Here is a 23,457-nt window from a genome sequence, read left to right on the forward strand (position 1 = left end):
TATTTCGTTGTAACCATCCGAATCGGGTCATAATCGCTTTTTGGTGCATTTCAATCAATGGTATCCTACGCGCAATAGAGGAGACCTTCGCGAGAAGAGCAACACCATGACGCTTGAGCCCGACACCGAACAGAAGCACACCCGCGCCGCGTATTCCGACGGTCCGCGCCTGTTGGCCGACATCGGCGCGACCCATGGGCGCTTTGCCCTGGAGATCGCGCCGGGCGTGCTGCGCAACGTGGCCGTGCTGCTGTGCGACGACTATCCGGGCATCGTCCCGCTGCTGAACGCCTACCTGGCCCAGACCCAGGCCCAGAGCGGCCATATCCGCATCACCCACGCAGCGTTCGCGCTCGCGAACCCGATCAGCGGCGACTTCATCCGCATGACCAACCGCGACTGGCAGTTCTCGACGGAAGAGGTGCGCCGCACGCTCGGCCTGACGACGCTGCTGATCGTGAACGACTTCACGGCGCTGGCGATGGCGCTGCCGGGCTTCAAGCCGGAAGACCTGCTGCAGATCGGCGGCGGCAAGCCGATCGCGAATGCGGTGGCCGGCGTGCTCGGACCGGGCACCGGCCTGGGCGTGTCGGGCGTGATCCCGACCGTGGACGGCTTCGTCACCCTCGGCAGCGAGGGCGGCCACGTCAACTTCGCCCCGGCCGACGAGCGCGAATTCGCGATCCTGCAATACGCCTGGCGCGAATGGCAGCACGTGTCGAACGAGCGCCTGATCTCCGGCCCCGGCATGGAAATCATTTATCGCGCGCTCGCGCTGCGCAACGGCGTGGAAGCGCCACAACGTGATGCGGCCGCGATCATGGCCGCGGCGCTGGACCAGAGGGATCCGCTGTGCCTGGAAGTGCTGGAATGCTTCGCCGGCATGCTGGGCGGCGCGGCCGCGAACCTGGCCGTCACGCTGGGCGCGTTCGGCGGCATCTTCATCGGCGGCGGCATCGTGCCGCGCATGGCCGAGTGGTTCAAGACGTCGCCGTTCCGCACGCGCTTCGAAGCGAAGGGGCGCTTCTCCAGCTACCTCGCGCAGATCCCGACGTACGTGATCATGATGCCGACGCCCGCGCTGTACGGCGTGTCGAGCATCCTGTCGGAGCACCTGCGCAACCGCAGCGGCGCGAACACGCTGATGGAACGCGTGCAGCACCTGCAGGCGGAATTGTCGCCGGCCGAGCAGCGCGTGGCGCAACTCGTGATCGAGCATCCGCGCAAGGTCCTGTCCGAGCCGATCGCCGAGATCGCGAAGCTGGCCGACGTCAGCCAGCCGACGGTGATCCGCTTCTGCCGCTCGCTGGGCTTCGCGGGCCTCGCCGACTTCAAGCTGAAGTTCGCGGGCAGCCTGACGGGCACGATCCCTGTGCGCCACAGCCAGGTGCGCATGACCGACAGCACGCACGACCTGTCGGCGAAAGTCATCGACAACACGGTGTCCGCGATCCTGAAATTCCGCGACCAGCTGGACGTCAACTCGATCGACCGCGCCATCGACATTTTGCGCCGCGCCAAGCGCGTGGAGTTCTACGCGATGGGCAATTCGCGCGTGGTGGCGCTGGACGGCCAGCACAAATTCTTCCGCTTCCGCATCCCGACGTCGTCGTACGGCGATTCGCATTTGTTCGCGCTGGCGGCCGAGCTGCTGGGACCGGGCGACGTGGTCGTCGCGATCTCGACGACGGGCCAGCTGCCGGAACTGCTGGACGCCGTCGACGTCGCGCGTGCCGCCGGTGCCGACGTCATCGCCATCACGAGCAGCAAGTCCCAGCTGGCGCGCAAGGCGAGCGTGTGCCTCGCCGTCGACCACAGCGAGGACAGCACGACGTTCCTGTCGATGATCTCGCGCATCCTGCAACTGCTCCTCATCGACATCATGGCCGTCGGCATCTCGCTCGGCCCGGCCGGTGAGGCGGCGGAGGGCGACAGCGAACGCCGCCGCCTGCTCATTTCCCACCTCGACATCTGACTTGGACCGTCCTGGCGCGCGCACACCGAAGGAACCGGCGGCCACGATCGCCCTGACGGCGCTGGCCATGGCCGCGTTCGCGGCGAATTCGCTGCTGTGCCGCGTCGCCCTGCGCGACACGCACATCGATCCCGCGACCTTCGGCGCCATCCGCGTGACGTCCGGCGCGCTCGTGCTGGCGCTCGCGATGCGCCTGCGTGCGCGTGCCGCTGCGAAGCCGGACTGGCGCGCCGCCGCCATGCTGTTCGCCTACGTGGCCGCGTTCTCGTTCGCCTATCTCACCTTGCCGGCGGGGACCGGCGCGCTGATCCTGTTCGGCGCCGTCCAGCTGACCATGTTCGCCGTGGGTCTCGCGGGCGGCGAACGGTTCGCGCCGCGCGGCTGGGCGGGCCTCGCGCTCGCGCTGGCCGGCTTCATCGTTCTCGTATTGCCCGGCGTGGCCGCGCCGCCCTTGACCGGCGCCGCGCTGATGGCCGTCGCGGGCATCGCGTGGGGCGCGTATTCGCTGCGCGGACGCGGCGTGCCCGATCCGCTCGCGGCCACGGCAGCGAACTTCCTGCGCGCCACGCCGCTGGCGTTGGCGCTTGGCCTGATGTGCGCGGCCCGCGCGCATGCGGATGCGGCCGGGGTGCTGCTTGCCATCGCGTCCGGTGCGCTTACGTCGGGGCTCGGCTACGTGATCTGGTATGCGGCGCTGCGCGGGCTGTCGGCGCTGCAGGCCGCGAGCGTGCAACTGTCCGTGCCCGTGATCGCGGCCGTCGGCGGCACGTTGTGGCTCGATGAAGCGTTCACGACGCGGCTGCTGGTGGCCGTCGTTGCGATCCTGGGCGGGATCGCGCTCGTGCTGACGGATCGGGCGCGCAAACGTTAGTCCTGCAGCCCCAAAACGTCATTCCCGCGAAGGCGGGAATCCAAGTTTGCCGGCGTGGTCACGTAAGCGGAATTGGGTCCCTGCCTTCGCAGGGACGACGACTAGAGCCACCGGAACAGCAGGCTCGCATTGACGCCGCCAAATCCGAACCCGTTCGAGATCGCATACTCCGTCGCGATCTTGCGCGCCGCGCCGGCGACGATGTCGACGCCTTCCGCCGCCGCATCCGGCTGCACGACGTTGCGGGTCGGCGGCGCCACCTGGTCGCGCAGCGCGAGCACGGTGAAGATGGCTTCCACGCCGCCGGCCGCGCCGAGCAAATGGCCTGTCGCGGACTTCGTGGCCGAGACGGCGGGGCCCTGGCCCGCGCCGAAGATGGCCTTGATGGCGGCGAGTTCGCTGGCGTCGCCCACCGGCGTCGACGTCGCGTGGGCGTTCAGGTGCCCGATCCGTTCCGGCGCCACGCCCGCCTGCCGGATCGCGAGCGCCATCGCGCGCCGTCCGCCGTCGCCGTCTTCGGGCGGCGACGTCATGTGGTACGCGTCGGCGCTCGTGCCGTAGCCGACCAGTTCCGCGATCGGCACCGCGCCGCGGCGCAGCGCGTGCTCCAGGTCTTCGATGACGAGGATACCGGCGCCTTCGCCCATCACGAAGCCGTCGCGTGCCGCGTCGAACGGACGGGATGCCTGCGTGGGGTCGTCGTTGAAGCTCGTGGACATCGTCCGCGCGGCGGCGAAGGCGCCGAAGCTGACCCGGTCGATGCACGCCTCGGCGCCGCCGCACACGGCGACGTCGGCCTCGCCGGCGCGGATCATGCGCGCGGCATCGCCGATGGCCTGGGCGCTCGCGGCGCAGGCCGTCACGGGCGCGCCCAGCGGGCCGCGCAAGCCGTGGCGGATGGAGATGTGCCCGGCCGCCATATTGGCCAGGAAGCTCGGCACGGTGAATGGCGACAGGCGGCGCGGGCCGCGGCCATCCGTCGTGCGGACGGCTTCCACGACGGCGCCGAAGCCGCCGATGCCGGACGCCACGATGGTGGCCGTCCGTTCGCGTTCGTCGTCGGTCTGCGGCTGCCAGCCGGCCTGCTGCAAGGCTTCCTGCGCGGCGGCGAGGGCGAACATGCTGAAGCGGTCCATCTTTTTCTGGTCCTTCGGTTCCACGACGCGGTCGGGATCGAAACCCCACGGGCGGTCTTCCGCCAGCGCGGGCACGACGCCTGCGACCTTCGCCGCGATCCCTTCCGTGATCTCCTCGGACAGGCCGACCAGGCCGGACTCGCCGCTCAACAGGCGCGCCCACGCGGCCTCGACCCCACAGCCCAACGGCGACACCAGGCCCATGCCGGTCACGACGATACGTTTCGCAGTCATTCCATGCTCCCCAACGGTTTGCAAAATGCGCCATGCGGCGCGGGATTCAAGTGCCAGTATAGGGACGTTGTGCACGAAAAGTTGGTGCATCGCGCCAATGAGTATGCAAAACGCGCCATAATCACGGCATGATCACCCTCTCTGCCCACTTCCTGCACGGGATGCTGCACGCCATCCGCACCCGGCATGGCGACGGCGTCGCGGCGCAAGCGCTCGCCGGCGCCGCCGTTCCGCCGTCGCTGCTCGACCAGCCCGACGCGCGGCTCACGCGCCAGCAATACGTCGCGCTGTACCGGACGATCGCGGCGACGCTCGACGACGAGATGCTGGGCCTGTGGTCGCGGCCGATCCGGGGCGGCACGCTGAAATACCTGATGCTCAGCCTCCTGGATGCGCCGACGGTGCTGGTCGCGCTGAACCGCCTCGTGCGCTTCTGGAACCTGCTGCTGGACGATTACCGGCTGCAGATCTCGACGAAGAACGACCTGGTGCGCCTGGCGCTGGTGGAGCGGGCGCCGGGGACGCCCGTCACGCCGCTGGCCCACGAGTTGATGATGAAGCTGATCCACGGGATCGCATCGTGGCTGCTCGGCCGGGAGCTCGGCCTGCACCGCGTCGAATTCCGCTTCTCTCACCCGCGCCACGCGGAAGACCATGCGTTCCTGTTCCCCGGCGAGGTCCGCTTCGACGCGGACGTGACGGGCATTTATTTTTCATACGCCGATTGCGCCGAACAGTTCAGGCGCGAAAAGCACGAGCTGTGGGCATTCCTGAAACGCGCGCCGGAAGACTGGACGTTCAGCGCGGGCCAGCGCGGCACCCTGATGGCCAGGACGCGCGCCTATCTCGAGGAGCACATCGCGCAGCCGGTGACGATCCAGGATCTGGCGCAGGCGCTGCACGTCTCCGTGCGCACGCTCAACCGGCGCTTCGCGGAAGAGGGCACGCGTTTCCAGCTGGTGAAGGACGGCCTGCGGCGCGACATCGCCGTCCACCGGCTGGCGAATTCGAACACGGGCGTGGCGGCGCTGGCGTTCGACCTGGGTTTCGCGGACGCCACCGGTTTTTGCCGCGCCTTCAGGCAGTGGACGGGCAGCAGTCCGACCGATTATCGCAAGGGAAGCCGTCAGGGCGAGTGAGGCGTCCAGCCGCCCAGCACCCAGGCCGGATCGCGGTAGTGCGCGATCGTGTCCGCGTCGCGATCCTTGTCGAGCTGGCGCGATGCCGGATGCCGCCGGGTCACGTCCACCGGCTTGCCGTCCGCAGCGCGGCTGTTGAATTCCCGGAACCGTACGTGCGCCGCATCGCCGTCGACGGGGCCCCAGCCTTCCGGCGCGATGCCGATCAGGGTCGCATCCAGCAGCACCGCTTCCGCATACGGATAATTGCGGCCCTTGTTGTCGGGCAGGCGCGCCAGGACAGTCTCGCCGCTGGTCGCACGGAACGTGCAGCGGTCGAACACGTTGCCGTGATTCGCCTGCGTATTCCGGATCCACATGAACGCGCCGCGCGATGCGATCTCGCAGTGGCGGAAGTACGCCGGACCGCGGCCGAGGATCGTGTCGCCGGTGCCCGTCAGGCGGATGTTCTCGAAGTACGCGCTGCCGTTCGTCTGCAGCGCGTCGCCCGCACCTTCGATCGTGACGTTCTTCACGATCGTGCGCTCGCCGTTGAGCAGCAGGCCTTCCGCCTGGCCGTTCGCCGTCGTCGCGATGGTCAGATTTTCCAGCACCATGCCGTGCACGTGGTCGAGCGCGAACGCCGCGCGCCGCGACGGGAAGCTGCCTGGCAACTCGTTCGTGCCCACGTTCGGCGGATGCGGATTGAACACCTCGTTGTTCGCGTAATGGATGCGCACGCCGTCGCGGCTCTCGCCTCGTATGGTGACGTCGCGCTTGTTGCGGGCGTAGACGATTTCCTCGTAGTCCCCGTTCTTCACGAAGATCGTGACGCGGCCGGCGTGCCGGTCCGGTACCCAGTCGAGCGCGCCCTGCACGGTGTCGAAATCGCCGCTGCCGTCCGCCGCCACGGTCACGCGGCGCGCATCCGCGGCCGGCGCACGGGCCTTCGTCGTGAAGCGCCAGTCGTTGACGCCCTTGAAGCTGCCGTCGGCGACCGTCAGCACGCCCGGGTCGATCCGCACGTAATACGATTTCCCGTAGCGGAGCAGGTCGTGGTGCGGGTAGATCGTGGCCGCGTTGCCGTGCACGATCACGGGGTGGAAATGAAAACCGTCCGTGAAGCCGCCGATGATCGTCAGCTGGTAGTTGCCGGCGGCCGGCTGGACGCCCGGTGCGGACGGCGTGCCCGGCGTCGTATCGGCATTGGTGCGGCGCGGCCCGCCGTAGTCGTAAGGGGTGGCGAGGTAGGGCGGATATGGACCTGGCGCGCGTTCGGTGGGGCCGGCGGGGATGCCCAGGTCCAGTTCGTCCACGAGCTTGTCGTCGGCCGCGTCGTAGATGCGGATCCTGCCGGCGTGGCCGATCGTCGGCGGGCTGGCGAAGCGTAGCACGAGGTGCGTGTCCGGATTGACGCCGGTGGCGCCGTTCGGTGGAAACGGGGTGGCGGCACCGGCCGGGGTGCACAGGGCGAGGACGGCGAGGAACGCGAGCTTCATGGTCTCCGTGGTGGGCAGCCTGTCGTCGGTCCATTGTAGTGCGGCTGGACCAATGTTGCAATCGGTCCAGCCGCACTGTCCCCGTCAGGCGAAATCCGCATCCAGCACGATCCGGTAGCTCGCCTTGCCCGCGCGCAGATGGTCCATCGCGTCGTTCACGCGGCTCATCGGGAAGTGCTCGACCTTCGGCGCCACGTGGTGGTGGGTCGCGAAGCGCAGCATCGTGTCGATCTGGGCGCGGCTGCCCGTCGGCGATGCGGATATCGCGCGCTGGCCCATGATCAGGCTCATGACCTGCACCGGCACGGGCTGCAGCACGGCGCCGAGGAAGTGCAGGCGGCCGCCGGGCGCGAGCAGGGCGATGACGGCATCCCAGTCGAGCGGCGCATTGGCCGTGATGAAGACGAAATCGAAACTGCCGGCCAGCCGCTGCATGTCGGCGTCGGAGCGGCTCGATGCCGTGTGGTGGGCGCCGAAGCTCAGCGCTTCCTGCACCTTGCCGGGCGAGGACGTGAATGCCGTCACGTCGCAGCCCCAGGCCCTGGTGAACATCAGCGCCATGTGACCCAGGCCCCCGATGCCGAATACCGCCACGCGCGCTGTCGGCGGCACGTGCAGTTGCAGCAGCGGCGCGAACACGGTGATGCCGCCGCACAGCAGCGGGCCGGCGTTCTGCGCCGCCAGTGCGCCGGGAACCGGAATGCTCCAGATCCAGTGGGCGCGCACGCGGTCGGCAAAGGCGCCGTGGTGGCCGACGATGGTCGCCTGCACGCTGGCGCACAAATGAAAATCGCCGCGGATGCAGGCCGCGCAGTGCTGGCAGCTGCGCACGTTCCAGCCCACGCCCACGCGCTGGCCGATGGTGAGGCCCTTGGTCGCGGCGATGGCGCCGAGCGCGGCCACGCGGCCGATGGCTTCGTGGCCGGGCACGAACGGGTACGCCGTGATGCCCCATTCGTTGTCCAGCATGGAGAGGTCGGAATGGCAGACGCCGCAATGATCGATCTCGACTTCCACGTCTTCCGGTCCCAGCGGGCCCGGGTCATACGCGAACGGTGCCAAAGGGCCGCCGGCGGACTGGGCGGCCCATGCGCGAATATTGCTCATGCCAGTTCTCCCGTCTTGTGGACGAAAAATACTAGCATCGGGCGCGCGCCGGGCGCGCGCCGTTCAATCTTCGACGAACACGACGGCCGTGCGCGGCGGGATCGAGAACGCGCCCGTCGCGCCGTCGAACGTCGCCTGCGTGGCGCGCTTGTCCGCCACGTGTTCGGACAGGAACACGGGATGCAGGTGCAGGCGCTTGCCAGCGGCCTCCGGGTCCGTGACCGTGTGCCCGACCTTGTCCACGTTGATGAAGTAGGTGATGCCGGCGAACCCCGCGCCGGCCAGGCCGCGGCCGTCCAGGTGCGCGGCGACCACCGTCGGCACCTGGCTGCTTCCCGTGTTGAAGAAGCGCAGGCGCTGGCGGATGGCCGCCGCCGTCGGCAGGCGGAACAGCGTGGAGCTGGCGCGGATGGCGAGCAGGTCGCGGAAGGCGTCGCGCGCGAACGCGATGTCGGCGGGAGCGGGCTTGATGGCGGCATCTGCCAGCAGGGGCTGCAGCAGCGGCCAGTCGCGGCCGTTGTCGTCCGCGGGCGGCAGGCCCGTACCGAAGTGATTGTCGCGGTACGTCCAGTCGATGCGGTTGAACCAGTCTCCCGAATTGAAGCTGTTGCGGTCCAGCGACTTCGAACGCAGCACGTCGATGCCCGCGTGGTAGTACGCGACGCCCTGCGCGAACGCGTCCACGGCCATGCCCAGCACCTGCACGCGCGCCCGATCCCGGGCCGTGGTGGACAGCGGCAGCTTGAACACGTCGATGTCGAACAGCGTCTGGTTGTCGTGGTTCTCGACGTAGTTCACGACCTCGCCCGGCTCGCTCGCATAGCCGGCCGGCTGGCCGTTGTAGTCGATGGATTCGAGCGGCACGGTCTTGTCGTCGGACGTGTGCAACGGATACGAGCGGATCGAGCCCGCGAGCCCCGCGCGCACGAGGTCCGCGGCTTTCGACAGGTCGGCGGCGGGGCGCGCGCCCGCATGTGCGTTCGGATCGTAGACGAGGCCATTGATCCAGCCCTGGCGGCTGAACATCGCCTCGCCCGAATCGCCCGCGGAACCGCCGCGCACGGCGTCGCGCAGGCGGTCGTTGAAGGTGCCGATGCCGCTGCCGTTCAGCGACAGCTGCGACGCCTGCACGAAGCGGGCGCCGTCCGCCACTTCGCCGAAGTTCCAGCCTTCGCCGATCAGCTGGACGTTGCGGCCAGCCACCGCATTCACTTTTCTCTGCAGGTCTTCCATCACGGCGCGTGGCTGGTGGCCCATCAGGTCGAAGCGGAACGAATCGATCCTGTATTCCTTCGCCCACAGCGCGACGGAATCGATCATCAGCTTGCCCATCATGCGGTGTTCCGTCGCCGTATTGTCGCAGCACGTCGAACGCTCGATCGCGCCGCTCGCGTTCAGGCGGTGGTAGTAGTCGGGCACGATGCGGTCGAGGACGGACTTCTCGTTCTGTCCCGCGATGAACGTGTGGTTGTAGACGACGTCCATGCCGACGCGCAGGCCCGTCCTGTGCAGGCTTTGCACCATCTGGCGGAACTCGACGATGCGGCGCGCGCCGTCGGCCGGATCGGTGGCGTAGCTGCCTTCCGGCGCGTTGTAGTGGAACGGGTCGTAGCCCCAGTTGAAGCAGTCCGTCTCCGCCGTGTATTTGACCAGTGCCTGCTGCGTGTCGCCGTCGGGCGTGCCGGTGGGTTGCGGCACGGCGCATGCGGTCTCGGGCACGCTGCCGATGTCGTACACGGGCAGCAGGTGGATGTCCGTGAGGCCGCTGCGCGCCAGTGCCGCGAGATGCTTCATGCCGTCCGAACCGGTATCGGTGAACGCGAGGTATTTGCCGCGATGCGCGACTGGCACGCTGGCGTCGTCGCGCGAAAAGTCGCGCACGTGCAGTTCGTAGACGACCATGTCGGTCTGGTGCTTGACCGTCTGCGGCGCGGGTGTCGTATCCCAGCCGGCCGGCTTCAGGCGCGGCGCGTCGAGGCGTGCGATGTAGCTGCGCTTCGAATCCGTCGTCAGGCCGATCGAATACGGATCGGTGACGAGGTTGCGCACGATGCCGGCATCGACCGGCACGTCGACCGCGTACTTGTAGTACTTGCCGGTCAAATCGCCCGGCAGTGCGGCGCGCCACGCGCCCGTGCGGCGGTCGAAGTCCATCTGGTAGACCGCGCGCACGCCGCCCGTGCCGCCGCCGTAGACGCAGACGGCCGCCTGCTGCGCGGTCGGTGCCCACACCGTGAAGCGCGTGCGGCCGCTGCCCACGTCCACGCCCAGCGACGGCAGGTCGGCGGCGGCCGCGTACACATCGTCCAGCGCGCCGGCGACCTGGACGCGCGTGGCGTCCAGCACGCGGCCCGCCGCATCCTCGCGCACGAGCACGAGCTGGCCGCGGTGCAGGTCGGGCAGCCTGGCCGCATCGGCGTCGCCCACGCGCAGCACCGGGCCCGGGGCCAGATAGGTAAAACCTGGCGGCACGGGGCCGGAGAACAGGTCGAGACGGATCGCGCCGTCCGCACCGGTCACCTGTTCGCCCTTCGGCGCCGCGATCGTGCCGCGCGCCGCGTGATACAGCTTGACGTTGCCGGCGGGCGCGCTGCCCGGCCACTGGATCGTCCTGCCGTCGAGCCAGACGGCGCGCGCGTCGTAGTGCGCGGCGGCCGGATGCAGGACGGTCGCGAAGGTTTTGCTGTCGCAGGCGTCCGGGCCGATGGCGGCGTGGGCGCCGGTGGCGGCCAGGCAGGAGAGCAGGGCGCCGGCGGCGCGGAGAGTCGTTCGGGTCATGGTCGTTGGTGTTCTGTTGACGCGACAGGTTAACACTTATCGATGTAGTTTGACTACCGATCGGAACGGTTCTGTTTTGTATGAAAAATCGTAAGTCAATGATTTAAATGGATATTTACGGTTTTATGCGATTTTAGCGCCGATTGTCATTGCGGATTTCATCCTGTATATTGCGTAAAAATCACTGGAGAGACACCGCATGACCACTTCCTCGCACGACAAGAATCCGTGGTGGCGCGAAGCCATCATCTACCAGGTCTACCCGCGCAGCTATCTCGACACGAATGGCGACGGGGTGGGCGACCTGCCGGGCATTACCGCCAAGCTGGATTACATCGCCAGCCTGGGCGTGGACATCGTCTGGCTGTCGCCGTTCTTCAAGTCGCCGATGAAGGATTTCGGCTACGACATCGCGGACTACTGCGACGTCGACCCGCTGTTCGGCACCCTGGCCGATTTCGACGCGCTCGTCGCGAAGGCGCACAGCCTGGGCCTGAAGATCATGATCGACCAGGTGATGGCGCACACGGCCGAGAACCATCCGTGGTTCGTGGAGAGCCGCTCGAGCCGCGACAATCCGAAGGCCGACTGGTACGTGTGGTCCGATCCTCTCCCGGACGGCAACCCGCCCAACAACTGGCTGTCCGTGTTCGGCGGCTCGGCGTGGCAGTGGGACAGCCGCCGCAAGCAGTACTACATGCACAACTTCCTCGTGAACCAGCCGCAGGTGAACTTCCATAACCCGGCCGTGCAGCAGGCGCACCTGGATTCGCTGCGCTTCTGGCTCGAACGCGGCGTCGACGGCGTGCGCATGGACGCCTGCAACTTCCACTTCCACGACCGCTCGCTGCAGAGCAATCCGCCGGCCCTCGTGCGCGACACGTCGACCGTCACGGACGTGAACCCGTACGGCATGCAGGCCCACATCCACGACAAGACCCAGCCCGAGAACATCGCGTTCCTGCAAAGGCTGCGCAAGCTGCTGGACGAATACGGCGCCGTCGCGATCGGCGAAGTGGGCGCGGACGATTCGCTGGCCGTCATGGCCGACTACACGTCGGGCGGCGACAAGCTGCACATGGCCTACAGCTTCAACCTGCTCACGCCCCAGTTCTCCAGCCGCCACATCCGCCGCCAGGTCGAGGAATTCAATGCGCGCGTGAAGGACGGCTGGGCCTCGTGGTCGGTCGGTAACCACGACAGCATTCGCGTCGCCACGCGCTGGTCCGCCGGCGAATGGACGCCGGCCTTGTCCAAGCTCGTGCTGGCATTGCAGCTGTCGCTGAAAGGCACGCCGTGCCTGTACCAGGGCGACGAGCTGGCGCTGCCGGAAGCGGACGTTCCCTATGAGCTGCTGCAGGACCCGTACGGCATCACGTTCTGGCCCGAGTTCAAGGGCCGCGACGGCTGCCGCACGCCGATGCCCTGGACGCGCGCAACGCCGAACGCCGGCTTCACCACCGGCAAACCGTGGCTGCCGGTGCCGCCGGAGCACGTGTGCCTGGCCGAGGAAGGCCAGGACAAGGACCCGCAATCGACGCTGAACTTCGCGCGCAACATCATCAAATGGCGCCGCGGCCTGCCGCAGCTGACGCGCGGCGACATCGCGTTCTTCGACGTGCCGGAACAGGCGCTGGCGCTGCGCCGCGACGAGGCAGGCCTCCCGTCGGTACTGGCCGTGTTCAACGTGACCAATGCGCCGCTGACGTTCGACTGGCCTGACGCGGCCGGCGCGAAGAAGCTCGAAGGCCACGGCCTGTCCGGCGACGTGAACGGCACGACCGTCACGCTGCCCCCGTACGGCGGTTGGTTCGGTACAATCGCATAATGGAAGAGCAACCAGACAATACGCGTACAGCGTTCGCCGACGGCCCCCGGCTGTTGGCCGACATCGGCGCGACGCACGCGCGCTTCGCGCTGCAGACCGCACCCGGCACCTATCGCTCGGTGCGCGTGCTGAAGTGCGACGATTACTCGGGCATCGTCCCGATGCTGCGTTTCTACCTCGCCGAACACGCGGACACGCGCCTGCACCACGGCGCGCTCGCGCTCGCGAACCCTGTCGACGGCGACTATGTGCGCATGACGAACCGGCCGTGGGAATTCTCCACGGACGCCGTGCGGCGCGAGCTTGGGCTGGACACCTTATTGATCGTGAACGACTTCACGGCGCTGGCGATGGCGATCCCGGGCCTGAAGGAATCGGACCTGATGCAGGTCGGTCCCGGCAAACCCGTGCCGGGCGCCGTGCTGGGCGTGCTCGGACCGGGCACGGGCCTGGGCGTCTCCGGCGGCATCCCGACCGTCGACGGCTTCGTCACGCTCGGCAGCGAAGGCGGCCACGTCAACTTCGCACCGAGCGACGAGCGCGAGTTCGCGATCCTGCAGACCGCGTGGCGCGAATGGAGCCACGTGTCGAACGAGCGCCTGATCTCCGGCCCCGGCATGGAGATCATCCATCGCGCGCTTGCCGAGCGTAACAAGGTGGATGCGCCCGCGCGCACGTCCGCCGAGATCATCACCGGTGCGCTCGACGACCACGATGCGTTGTGCCTGGAAGTGCTCGAATGCTTCTGCGGCATGCTGGGCGGCGCGGCGGCGAACCTGGCGGTGACGCTGGGTGCGTTCGGCGGCATCTTCATCGGCGGCGGCATCGTGCCGCGCCTGGGCGAGTGGTTCAGGACGTCGCCGTTCCGCACGCGCTTCGAAGCGAAGGGCCGTTTTTCCAGCTACCTGTCCGACATCCCGACGTACGTGATCTCGACGCCGCACGTGGCGTTCGACGGTGTCGCGAACATCCTGTCGGAACACCTGCGCGGCCGCAGCGGCGGCAACACGCTGATGGACCGCATCCACAAGCTGCGCCCGGAACTGACGCCGGCCGAGCAGCGCGTGGCGGCCCTCGTGCTGGAGCAGCCGCGCCTCGTGCTGAACGAACCGATCGCCGGCATCGCGAAGCTGGCGGACGTGAGCCAGCCGACGGTGATCCGCTTCTGCCGCTCGCTCGGCTTCCTCGGCCTCGCCGATTTCAAGCTGAAGTTCGCGAGCAGCCTGACGGGATCGATCCCCGTGCGCCACAGCCAGGTGCGCGGCAGCGACAGCACGCACGACCTGTCGGCGAAGGTCATCGACAACACGATCTCGGCGATCCTGCAGTTCCGCGACCAGCTGGACGTGCGCGCCATCGACCGCGCGATCGAACTGGTGAGTCGCGCGAAACGGGTGGAGTTCTACGCGATGGGGAATTCGCGCGTGGTGGCGCTGGACGGCCAGCACAAGTTCTTCCGCTTCCGCATCCCGACGGCGCTGTACGGCGACTCGCATTTGTTCAAGCTGGCGGCCGAGCTGCTGGGACCGGGCGACGTCGTCGTCGCGATCTCGAACTCGGGCCGCCTGCCGGACCTGCTGTCGGCCGTGGATGCGGCGCGCGCGGCCGGTGCCGACGTCATCGCGATCTGCAACAGCCAGTCGCCGCTCGCGCGCCGCGCGGACGTGCTGCTGGCCGTGGATCACGCGGAGGACAGCACGCACTTCCTCGCGATGATTTCGCGGATCCTGCAGTTGCTCCTCATCGACATCATGGCGGTCGGCATCTCCGTCGACGTGCATCATGCGCGGGCGCTGCCGCCGGCGGCGACGGAAGGCGAGGGAGAAGGGCGCAGGGCGCTCATCTCGCACCTCGACAGCTAGCTGTGAAACCGTCGTTCCCGCGCAGGCGGGAACCCAATTTGCACGCATCGCGATAACGCATGCAGAACTTGGGCCCCCGCCTGCGCGGGGGCGACGGTCTTAAGGCTATCTGCGCGCTTCGATCTTCGGCAGCAACGCCGCCAGAATCCCCAGCAACGGCAGGAACGACGCCAGCCGATACACCGTCTCGATCCCGGACACGTCGGCGAGATGCCCCATGGCCGCGGCACCGATGCCGCTGACGCCGAACATCAATCCGAAGAAGATCCCCGCGATCATGCCGACCTTGCCCGGCACGAGCTCCTGCGCGAACACGACGATCGCGGAGAACGCGGACGACATCACCAGCCCGATCACCACGGACAGCACGCCGGTCCAGAACAGGTCCGCATACGGCAGCGCCAGCGTGAACGGCGCGGCGCCGAGGATCGACACCCAGATCACGCGCTTGCGGCCGATGCGGTCGCCGATCGGGCCGCCCGCGAACGTGCCGGCCGCCACGGCCGCGAGGAACACGAACAGGTACAGCTGCGCGGTGCCGACGGGGACGTGGAATTTCTCGATCAGGTAGAACGTGTAATAGCTCGACAGGCTGGCCATGTAGACGTATTTCGAGAACACGAGCATGGCCAGCACGGCCAGCGCGCGGATGACGGTCGCACGCGGCAGCGCCGGCCCTGCGTGCGCGGCGGCCTTGCGCGTGATCGTCTTCAGGTGGCTGCCATACCAGCGCGAGACGCCCACGAGAACGATCACCGCGACGAGGATGAACAGCATGAACCACGCGATGCGGCCCTGGCCGCGGCCCACGATGATGGCGGCCGCCAGCAGCGGGCCGAATGCGGAGCCGAGGTTGCCGCCGACCTGGAACAGCGACTGCGCGAAGCCGAAGCGTCCGCCGGACGCGAGCCGCGCCACGCGCGACGCTTCCGGGTGGAAGGTCGACGAGCCGATGCCGATCATGCCCGCGGCCAGCAGCAACATCGGAAACGTGCCGGCGACGGCCAGCAGCGCGACGCCGGCCAGCGTCACGCACATCCCGGCCGGCAGCAGGAACGGGATCGGGCGCTTGTCGGTGTACAGGCCGATCCACGGCTGCAGCAGCGACGCGGTGCACTGGAACGTCAGCGTGATCAGGCCGACCTGCGTGAAGCTGAGCGCGAACTGTTCTTTCAATAGCGGGTAGATCGACGGCAGCACGGCCTGCACGCAATCGTTCAGCAGGTGCACGAAGGCGACGGAAAACAGGATCTGGAGCACGGTCCCGGGCGCGGCGCTGGCCGGCCCGGTCGCCGTGACGGAAGGCGAAGTGGGCATGGTCATGGTGGTTTTTCCGATGAATGGCGGTCCAGTGTAATATCGGTAATTCAAGCGCATATTCCATTTTTCGTCGCGTAAGTGACATATGACGATCGCCCCGTCTCCCCGCTACCGCCAGAAATTCCGCAAGCTGCCGCGCAGCGTGACGGCCGTGCCGTCCGAAGTGCAGCACGGCGAACTGGTCGAAGCCCACAGCCACCCGTGGGTGCAGCTCCTGTACGCCAGCGAAGGCGTGATGCGGGTGCGCACGGCGCTGGGCGTGTGGATCATCCCGCCGCGCCGCGCACTCCTCATCGCGCCCGGCATCGTGCACGAGCTGACGATGCTCAGCCGCGTCAATATGCGGACGCTGTACATCGAGCAGGAGGCGGCGGGCCGTCTCGTCGACGGGTGCAAGGTGCTGGAAGTGAGTCCGCTGCTGCGCGAGCTGATCCTGGCGCTGTCGGCGGAGCCCGTCGACTATCCGCCCGGCGGGCGCGGCGAGGCGCTGGCGCGGCTGATCCTGTCGGAACTGGAGGCCATGGAGACGGTGCCGATCGCCGTCCCGTGGCCGCGCGACCGCCGGTTGCAGGCCCTGTGCACCGACATCATGGCGCATCCCGCCAGCCAGCGCCGGCTCGACGATTACGCGCTCGACGCGGGTGCCAGCGCGCGCACGCTGATCCGGCTGTTTCCCCGCGAGACGGGTCTGCACTACCGCCAGTGGGTGCAGCAGGTGCACCTGGCGCACGCATTCGAGATGCTGGCGCGCGGCGAAAGCGTGGGCCGGATCGCGGAGGCACTCGGCTATGCGAGCCCGAGCGCGTTCACGAGCATGTTCCGCAAGCTGCTCGGCAAGACGCCGCAGCATTACCTGGCGGAGTGGCGGGCGCGGGTGTGAAGCGATGAAGGGGAGGCGCCGCCGACCGGGGGAGGAGTGGCGCCACCGTCCGCGCGAACGGGCGGTGACGCTGCACGGTCAGCGGCAGCGTCCACGATAGACGCGTCGAATGGGGGCTGGTTTGTGGCCGATCAACGCGACTTCAGTTCGACGTTGAGGATATTGCGCCGCCATTCGGCCAGCGATTGCACGGAATCATTGTCCAGGTCTTCGACGAGGATGTCGTCGCCCTCGTACGACACGAGGAAGCTGGCGCGGCGGTGCACGTTCTGCTTGCGGTCTTCCACGAAGCTCAGCTGGTAATACTTGTTGCCTTCGATGACGCGCGGGTTCGGATCGTCCTCGATGACGGCACCGTGCGCCGCGCCGTGCGAACGCTGTTCGATCTGCTCCGACCACGTCTTGAGTTCCGGCAGCGCCATCAGCGCGGCGATCGCCTGGTCGCGCGTGCGCGTGGGCGCGGCCGGCGCCTGGACGGCGGCCGGCTTCGGCGGCGGCGCCGGTTTTTCGCCCTTGCAGGCGGCCAGCGCGGCCAGGGCGAAGAGGGTGGCGCTCAGCAGGCGGACGGGGCGTGCGGACATGTTGGCAAGTTGGAAGGGAAAGAACCAGTCTAAACCAACTGGTGTTGCCCAGCAACTTAACGGCTGGAGGGCGCCAGTGCGACCCGCGTGAAGCGGACGTTGCGCGCTCGCTCCGTACCGATCGTGAACCCGGTGCAGCCATCGGTGCCGCACTGGTATTTGAGCGTGCCGAAGCCGGTTTCATAGTCGCGTTCGCCGTTGAAACCGAGCGTGACCGTGCCGCCCGGAAAGGTCAGCACGAGGTCGCCGTCCTTGCCGGCGATCGAATACAGGACGTGCAGCTCGTCGCTGTAGAAATCGCCTTCGACTCGCTTCAATTCGGCTGCGGAAGGCATCGGACGTGTGGTGCGGGTGGCGGGAATATCCTGCTCGCCCCAGTGCAGGATGCCGCCCGCGACGATGCCGTCCGGGCCGGGTGGATCGAAGCTGAAGCGGGAGGCCGTCACCCTGGCGAAGAAATCGCGCTCGCCATAGGGAAACGCGGGCATTTTCGGGAATCCCATGCCGAGCGCCATCAGCCGGCCGTTCTCCTTGGTGAAGGTGATCCCCGATTGCGGCGACGTCGCGTAAAAGCCGACCAGCGCATCTAATCGGGCAGGGTCGAGCCGGATTTCCTTGAACGTCTTCGCGGGTGCAACAGGAGCGGCCGGCTCCACGCCAGGGATACGGTCCAGGGCCATGTCGGCGATCCTGCGCACGGTCTGGTACGTATCGATGTCGGCCGTGTTGGCGAGCACCATCACCGACACACGCTGATCGGGAAAACGCCACAGCTGGGTGCTGTAGCCGCCGATAGTGCCGCCATGCTCGACCATCCTCAGGCCACGGTAGGTATGGACAACCAGACCCGATGCGTACTCGATCGGCTTGCCGTCATTGAGCACGCCGGTTGCCTGCATCTGCCTGATCACGTCCATCCCGCCGACGCGGCCGTCGTAGAAATTGCGATCCCACAGGGCCAGGTCGCCCAGCGTCGTCAACACGCCGCCGTCGCCGGCCATCGAGATGTTGACCGGCGCGAACTGGTAGCCGCCGGTGTCGGCGGGCACGTACGACAGGACACGGCCGGGCACGAGGGTGCGGTAGTCGTGCTGGAAGAGCGTGTGCGTCATGCCGAGCGGGACGAAGATGCGTTCGCGTGCAAATTCGGGAAACGGTTTGCCGGCCACGTGCTCCACGATCCGCGCGAGCAGCACGTAGCCGGTGTTCGAGTAATCCCATTCCTGGCCGGGTTCGAAGTTGAGGGTGCGCTGGCGCTTGATCATTGCCAGGGCCTTGTCCTCGTCGATGACGTCGCCCGGGCGCAGGCCCGCCATGGCCATCAGGTCGAAGTAGTCGCGCAATCCACTGGTGTGGTGCAGCAGGTGGCGGATCGTGATCTTCCTGCCGAAGTCCGGCACGTCGGACAGGTACAGATGGACGTCGTCGTCGAGCGACAGCTTGCCGTCGCTTGCCAGCAGGTGGATGGCGAACGCGGTGAACTGCTTGGACATCGACCCGATGAAGAACTCGGCGGACGGCGACATCGGCACGCCGCGCTCGATGTCGGCCATGCCGTAGCGCTTCGTCAGCACCACCTTGCCGTCGCGGATCACCCCGACGAGGGCGCCCGGCATGCCCGGCCGGTTCCACGGGGCGAACAGCGCGTCGATCTGACGTTCCGGCGACGGTGCGGGGCCGGCGATGCCGGCCAGCGGCAGGGCGGCCAGGAAGGCCGCAAGCAGTGCAAATCGTTTCACGTGTCGTTCCTCCTTGCCAATGTGGTGAGGAAGTATGGCAGATGCTGAACAAAAATAGACGAGAATGGCAATTATTTTTTCCTATTGTTGGAATTTATAATTGCTACTATTTGGAAGTAAACATTGCGTATCATTGGAATTGGTTCGCGGGGCGACGACACCGCGGCTCGCATCGTCATCCGCCACGACGACCTCGTGAAATATGGCGGCACCAACCTGCTCGATGCGCGCGGCGCTCAAGTGGGTGCGTTCGAGGGAGGCGGAAAACTGGAGACGAAGTTCAATGCCTCCGGCGGCTACACGGACAACGGCAGCGACCGCGATGGGGCGGCAATCCGGCCGCCGGTTTGCTCCGCCGCGACAGCGCGTCGACGGGCCACGACCGCGACGTGGGCACGACCGGCAAGGCGACCTTGCCGCTGTGGCAAGGCCACGCGCTGGCCGTCGGCCGGGACGCCGGCCGCGCGCACCGCGCCGACGGCGCCGGCTTCGGCAGCGCGCGGTCATCGATGCGGCGTATGAACGCGAATGGGCGGCGGGCGCGCGGTTCTCGGTGAGCGCATCGCAGCGCCGCTTCGACGACACCACGCGCAACCTGGCCCGCTTCGATGCGGCCGCAGGCCGTTGGGGTGCCGCAGCCGGAAAACGTCGGCGGCGCGACGACGCGCACGCTGCAGCTCGAAACGCATGTCCCGGTGCGGACGCTGGAACTGCGCGGCGACGTCGCGCGCAACTGGTCGCACGCGGATGCGGTGCCGGGCCCGGACAACCGGCTCGACCAGCAGGTGCCGCGGTCCGCCAACCTCGGCGCCAACTTCGGGCTCCGCCAGGGCGGCCTTGTCCGCGTGTCGACGAACCAGACGGTCTATCTGCATGCGCGGCGCGACCTCGACGTCGATGCGGCCTGGAAGCCGCGCGCGGGATCGGCACCGCGCGTGCCGGCCGTGAACGTGCCGGGTTCGGACTTCGCCAACGACAGCAGCTACGCGACCATAGCCGGCGTGCTGCGCAACCGTATCGTCAACGTACGCCGCCCGAGTGTACGGGCGACGTTCGAGACCCCGTTCCGAGCCGTCAGCCGCCGACCCGCAGCCCGTGTTCGTCGCACCAGCCGCGCAGCGCGGTCTGCGTTTCCTCGGTGCGGAAGCGCTGCCACGACTCGGTGGCGCCGCGCTCGTCGAGCAGGCGCTCGAAGCCGTCGGTGTCCTCGGCGCGGACGAGGTCGCGGATCGTTGCCTGGTCGCCCGCGAGGTGCGTGGCGGCGAAGCGGAACACGAGCTGGTCGCCGATGCCGAGCGTGCTCGCAGGCGGCACGGCCACGTAGTCGCCGTCGCCTGCGTCCGGGTCGGCCGGCAGCGGCGCTTCCTCGTCCATGTAGTCGTCGTTGAGCAAATGGATCATGCCCGTGGCGCGCGCGACGAGGGCCGTGGCGCGGCCTTCGCCATCGTCGACGACGAGGGCCGCGTGTTCGAGTTCGTCCAGGTTGACTGCCGCCATGGTGCCTCCGCTTGAAGTCGATGCCGCCAGTATGCAGCGGCTGCGGTTCAAGGCTCGCACGGTTAGTCCGGACAAAAGAAAAAGCCCGCAGGGCGTGAACCCTGCGGGCTTTCGGTGCGACAGGATACGGCGAATTACATCATGCCGTCCATGCCCATGCCGCCCATGCCGCCCATGCCACCCATACCGCCGGCGGCCGGCTTGTCTTCGGCGACTTCCGAGACCATGCAGTCGGTGGTCAGCATCAGGCCGGCGATCGACGCTGCGTTCTGCAGGGCCGAGCGGGTGACCTTGGCCGGGTCCAGCACGCCCATTTCGACCATGTCGCCATAGGTGCCGTTCGACGCGTTGTAGCCGTAGTTGCCCTGGCCGTTGATGACGGCGGCGACGACGACCGACGGCTCTTCACCGGCGTTCTGGACGATCATGCGCAGCGGCTCTTCCATCGCGCGCAGGACGATCTTGATGCCGGCTTCCTGGTCCGGGTTGTCACCCTTGACGTTCAGCGCGGCACGGGCACGCAGCAGGGCCACGCCGCCGCCCGGGACGATGCCTTCTTCGACGGCAGCGCGGGTAGCGTGCAGCGCGTCTTCCACGCGTGCTTTCTTCTCTTTCATTTCGACTTCGGTCGCGGCACCGACGCGGATCACGGCAACACCGCCGGCCAGCTTGGCCACGCGCTCCTGCAGCTTCTCACGGTCGTAGTCCGAGGTCGCTTCTTCGATCTGGATGCGGATCTGCTTGACGCGCGCTTCGATCGCTTCGGCGGCACCGGCGCCATCGATGATGATGGTGTTTTCCTTGCCGACTTCGATACGCTTGGCCTGGCCCAGTTCGTTCAGCGAGACCTTTTCCAGGGTCAGGCCGACTTCTTCGGCGATCACCTGGCCACCGGTCAGGATGGCGATGTCTTCCAGCATGGCCTTGCGACGGTCGCCGAAGCCCGGGGCTTTCACTGCAACGGTCTTCAGGATGCCGCGGATGTTGTTGACGACCAGGGTCGCCAGCGCTTCGCCTTCGATGTCTTCAGCGACGATGACCAGCGGACGGCCAGCCTTGGCGACTTGCTCCAGCACCGGCAGCAGGTCACGGATGTTCGAGATCTTCTTGTCGCACAGCAGGACGAACGGGTTCTCGTGAACGGCAACCTGCTTGTCCGGGTTGTTGATGAAGTACGGCGACAGGTAGCCGCGGTCGAACTGCATGCCTTCCACGATGTCCAGCTCGTCGTTCAGCGACTTGCCGTCTTCGACGGTGATGACGCCTTCCTTGCCGACTTTTTCCATCGCCTCGGCGATGCGCTCGCCGACGGACGAATCCGAGTTGGCCGAGATGGTACCGACTTGTGCGATCTCTTTCGAGGTCGTGGTCGGCTTGGCGATCTTCTTCAGTTCTTCGACGGTAGCGGTGACGGCCTTGTCGATGCCGCGCTTCAGGTCCATCGGGTTCATGCCGGCGGCAACGAACTTCATGCCTTCGCGGACGATGGCTTGTGCCAGCACGGTCGCGGTGGTGGTGCCGTCACCGGCGTTGTCGCTGGTCTTCGAAGCGACTTCCTTGACCATCTGCGCGCCCATGTTCATGAGCTTGTCTTTCAGTTCGATCTCTTTGGCGACCGAGACACCGTCCTTGGTGACGGTCGGGGCGCCGAACGAACGTTCCAGCACGACGTTGCGGCCTTTCGGGCCCAGGGTGACTTTGACTGCGTTGGCCAGGATGTTGACACCCTCGACCATCTTGGCGCGTGCTACGTCGCCGAACACTACATCTTTAGCTGCCATGTTTTATTTCTCCAGATTCAGGAAGTTATTGGACGAATTACTGGGCCACGACGGCCATGATGTCTTCTTCGCGCATGACCAGCAGCTCTTCGCCGTTGACCTTGACGGCCTGGCCCGAGTACTTGCCGAACAGGACGCGGTCGCCGACTTTCACTTCCAGCGGACGGACGTTGCCGTTCTCCTGCACTTTGCCGTTACCGACGGCCAGCACTTCACCTTGGTCCGGCTTCTCGGCCGCCGCATCGGGGATGATCAGGCCGGATGCAGTCTTGGTTTCCTGGTCGAGACGCTTCACGATCACGCGATCGTGCAATGGGCGAAGGTTCATGCAAAACTCCTTTTAGTTGGTTTGACGAGCTATCCAGGGACCGCAGCCAGCCATCCTCGGGATCGACTCACTGCGGCGTAGAAAGGTTTGTTAGCACTCTCTACTAACGAGTGCTAATTATAGGGACGATAATTTGGCATTTCAAGCCACTGTGTTCGAGTTTTAATCGACTTTTTTGCGGTTTCGCAACCGATTCGGACGCATTGGGACAATGCGGGAGGCGCGCCGCCGGATACGCGACCTGGCGGCGGTTGATGAACGCATAAGCATATGAGGGTAACATCGAACGCCCGCGACAGGGCGCACGATCGCACGGGAGCGCGCGCCTGTTGACGAAAAATTCAAGACGATCCTATAGTTACGGATGATTTCCGAATTCCAAGACCTCTCCGATAAGATCGACCGGCTCGCCCAGTTGACCCAGGCGCTGCGCAGCGAGAACTACCTGCTGCGCCAGGCGAACGCCTTGCTCAGCGCAGAAAACGTCGACTTCAAGAACCGGCTGATCGCGGCCCAGCAGCGCGTCGAAGCGCTGCTGGCGCACCTCGAACCCGCTCCCGAAACGACGACCGACGACGCCGAGGCCCCGCAATGATCCAACTGGACGTGACCATCATGGGCTTGCCGTATCGCCTGGCGTGCCGCGACGGCGAAGAGAAGACGCTGCGCGAAGCCGTGGCCTATCTCGACGGCAAAATGTGCGCATTGCGCGACTCGGGCAAGGTCAAGGGCACGGACCGCATCGCCGTGATGGCGGCGCTGTCGGTGGCCGCCGAATTCCTGTCCGTGAAAGCGCCGCAGGGACCCTTGGCGGACCTGACGATCCTGGAAGTCAAGCAGAAACTCGAGGCGATGCACACGGTGTTGGATGCCGCACTCTCGGCCGACCAAAACCTGGCCTGAGCCTAAAAACGTTTGACATG

Annotated in this window: 19 protein-coding genes; 9 read left to right on the forward strand and 10 right to left on the reverse strand. The window is 67.0% G+C overall.

The window, feature by feature from the left end; genetic code table 11:
• Positions 1-106: 106 nt before the first annotated feature.
• Both ACEN9H_RS03375 and ACEN9H_RS03380 read left to right on the forward strand, forming a co-directional pair.
• A complete protein-coding gene (locus ACEN9H_RS03375) occupies positions 107-1,975 on the forward strand; it encodes a glucokinase (RefSeq protein WP_056130562.1) in 1,869 nt (622 codons plus the stop codon).
• Positions 1,976-2,042: 67 nt separating this feature from the next.
• Positions 2,043-2,846 (forward strand): DMT family transporter, encoded by an 804-nt coding sequence (locus ACEN9H_RS03380; RefSeq protein ID WP_413675547.1) that lies wholly within the window; start codon positions 2,043-2,045, stop codon positions 2,844-2,846.
• A gap of 101 nt (positions 2,847-2,947) precedes the next feature.
• Here ACEN9H_RS03380 and fabF read toward each other — a convergent pair whose 3' ends face one another.
• Positions 2,948-4,216, reverse strand: a complete 1,269-nt coding sequence (gene fabF, locus ACEN9H_RS03385; RefSeq protein WP_413673789.1) for a beta-ketoacyl-ACP synthase II — start codon at positions 4,214-4,216, stop codon at positions 2,948-2,950.
• A 128-nt stretch (positions 4,217-4,344) separates the two neighbouring features.
• Here fabF and ACEN9H_RS03390 point away from each other — a divergent pair, with 128 nt between their 5' ends.
• A complete protein-coding gene (locus ACEN9H_RS03390) occupies positions 4,345-5,355 on the forward strand; it encodes an AraC family transcriptional regulator ligand-binding domain-containing protein (RefSeq protein ID WP_413673790.1) in 1,011 nt (336 codons plus the stop codon).
• On the opposite strand, the gene ACEN9H_RS03395 is transcribed toward ACEN9H_RS03390, so the two are convergent.
• The 3 genes from ACEN9H_RS03395 to ACEN9H_RS03405 all read right to left on the reverse strand — a co-directional run bounded on the left by ACEN9H_RS03395 (position 5,343) and on the right by ACEN9H_RS03405 (position 10,718).
• Positions 5,343-6,833 (reverse strand): pectinesterase family protein, encoded by a 1,491-nt coding sequence (locus tag ACEN9H_RS03395; RefSeq protein ID WP_413673791.1) that lies wholly within the window; start codon positions 6,831-6,833, stop codon positions 5,343-5,345. The genes ACEN9H_RS03390 and ACEN9H_RS03395 overlap by 13 nt on opposite strands.
• Before the next feature lie 84 nt (positions 6,834-6,917).
• Positions 6,918-7,940, reverse strand: coding sequence for an NADPH-dependent aldehyde reductase Ahr (gene ahr, locus ACEN9H_RS03400; protein ID WP_413673792.1), 1,023 nt, complete (start codon positions 7,938-7,940; stop codon positions 6,918-6,920).
• A gap of 63 nt (positions 7,941-8,003) precedes the next feature.
• Positions 8,004-10,718, reverse strand: coding sequence for an alpha-1,6-glucosidase domain-containing protein (locus ACEN9H_RS03405; RefSeq protein ID WP_413673793.1), 2,715 nt, complete (start codon positions 10,716-10,718; stop codon positions 8,004-8,006).
• A 199-nt stretch (positions 10,719-10,917) separates the two neighbouring features.
• Here ACEN9H_RS03405 and ACEN9H_RS03410 point away from each other — a divergent pair, with 199 nt between their 5' ends.
• Together ACEN9H_RS03410 and glk are read left to right on the forward strand one after the other, a co-directional pair.
• On the forward strand, positions 10,918-12,546 hold the full coding sequence (locus ACEN9H_RS03410; protein ID WP_413673794.1) for an alpha-amylase family glycosyl hydrolase: 1,629 nt from the start codon (positions 10,918-10,920) through the stop codon (positions 12,544-12,546).
• Positions 12,546-14,408 (forward strand): glucokinase, encoded by a 1,863-nt coding sequence (glk, locus tag ACEN9H_RS03415; RefSeq protein WP_413673795.1) that lies wholly within the window; start codon positions 12,546-12,548, stop codon positions 14,406-14,408. The genes ACEN9H_RS03410 and glk overlap by 1 nt, the downstream gene beginning before the upstream one ends.
• A gap of 105 nt (positions 14,409-14,513) precedes the next feature.
• Here glk and ACEN9H_RS03420 read toward each other — a convergent pair whose 3' ends face one another.
• Positions 14,514-15,725, reverse strand: a complete 1,212-nt coding sequence (locus ACEN9H_RS03420; RefSeq protein ID WP_413675548.1) for an MFS transporter — start codon at positions 15,723-15,725, stop codon at positions 14,514-14,516.
• Positions 15,726-15,813: 88 nt separating this feature from the next.
• On the opposite strand from ACEN9H_RS03420, the gene ACEN9H_RS03425 reads away from it, so the two are divergent.
• Positions 15,814-16,608, forward strand: a complete 795-nt coding sequence (locus ACEN9H_RS03425) for an AraC family transcriptional regulator (RefSeq protein WP_413673796.1) — start codon at positions 15,814-15,816, stop codon at positions 16,606-16,608.
• A 131-nt stretch (positions 16,609-16,739) separates the two neighbouring features.
• Here the strand turns inward: ACEN9H_RS03425 and ACEN9H_RS03430 are convergent, their stop codons facing one another.
• Positions 16,740-17,189 (reverse strand): hypothetical protein, encoded by a 450-nt coding sequence (locus ACEN9H_RS03430; RefSeq protein WP_413673797.1) that lies wholly within the window; start codon positions 17,187-17,189, stop codon positions 16,740-16,742.
• A 56-nt stretch (positions 17,190-17,245) separates the two neighbouring features.
• On the reverse strand, positions 17,246-18,928 hold the full coding sequence (locus ACEN9H_RS03435) for a serine hydrolase domain-containing protein (RefSeq protein ID WP_413673798.1): 1,683 nt from the start codon (positions 18,926-18,928) through the stop codon (positions 17,246-17,248).
• 347 nt (positions 18,929-19,275) lie between these two features.
• Between ACEN9H_RS03435 and ACEN9H_RS03440 the strand changes: the two genes are divergently transcribed.
• On the forward strand, positions 19,276-19,485 hold the full coding sequence (locus ACEN9H_RS03440) for a hypothetical protein (RefSeq protein ID WP_413673799.1): 210 nt from the start codon (positions 19,276-19,278) through the stop codon (positions 19,483-19,485).
• A gap of 517 nt (positions 19,486-20,002) precedes the next feature.
• Here ACEN9H_RS03440 and ACEN9H_RS03445 read toward each other — a convergent pair.
• The 3 genes from ACEN9H_RS03445 to groES form a co-directional block, all read right to left on the reverse strand.
• On the reverse strand, positions 20,003-20,425 hold the full coding sequence (locus tag ACEN9H_RS03445; protein ID WP_413673800.1) for a hypothetical protein: 423 nt from the start codon (positions 20,423-20,425) through the stop codon (positions 20,003-20,005).
• A gap of 134 nt (positions 20,426-20,559) precedes the next feature.
• Positions 20,560-22,206, reverse strand: a complete 1,647-nt coding sequence (gene groL / locus ACEN9H_RS03450) for a chaperonin GroEL (protein WP_056130608.1) — start codon at positions 22,204-22,206, stop codon at positions 20,560-20,562.
• A 37-nt stretch (positions 22,207-22,243) separates the two neighbouring features.
• Positions 22,244-22,534 carry a co-chaperone GroES gene (gene groES / locus ACEN9H_RS03455; protein WP_056130611.1) on the reverse strand — a complete coding sequence of 97 codons (291 nt, stop codon included), beginning with the start codon at positions 22,532-22,534 and terminating at the stop codon, positions 22,244-22,246.
• 364 nt (positions 22,535-22,898) lie between these two features.
• Here groES and ACEN9H_RS03460 point away from each other — a divergent pair, with 364 nt between their 5' ends.
• Both ACEN9H_RS03460 and ACEN9H_RS03465 read left to right on the forward strand, forming a co-directional pair.
• Complete coding sequence (locus tag ACEN9H_RS03460; RefSeq protein WP_056130612.1) at positions 22,899-23,129, forward strand: hypothetical protein; 231 nt, start codon at positions 22,899-22,901, stop codon at positions 23,127-23,129.
• Positions 23,126-23,437, forward strand: a complete 312-nt coding sequence (locus ACEN9H_RS03465) for a cell division protein ZapA (protein ID WP_056130616.1) — start codon at positions 23,126-23,128, stop codon at positions 23,435-23,437. The genes ACEN9H_RS03460 and ACEN9H_RS03465 overlap by 4 nt, the downstream gene beginning before the upstream one ends.
• Positions 23,438-23,457 lie beyond the last annotated feature (20 nt).

The organism is Massilia cellulosiltytica (genome assembly GCF_047325105.1).
Taxonomy (GTDB): Bacteria; Pseudomonadota; Gammaproteobacteria; order Burkholderiales; family Burkholderiaceae_D; genus Telluria; species Telluria orientalis.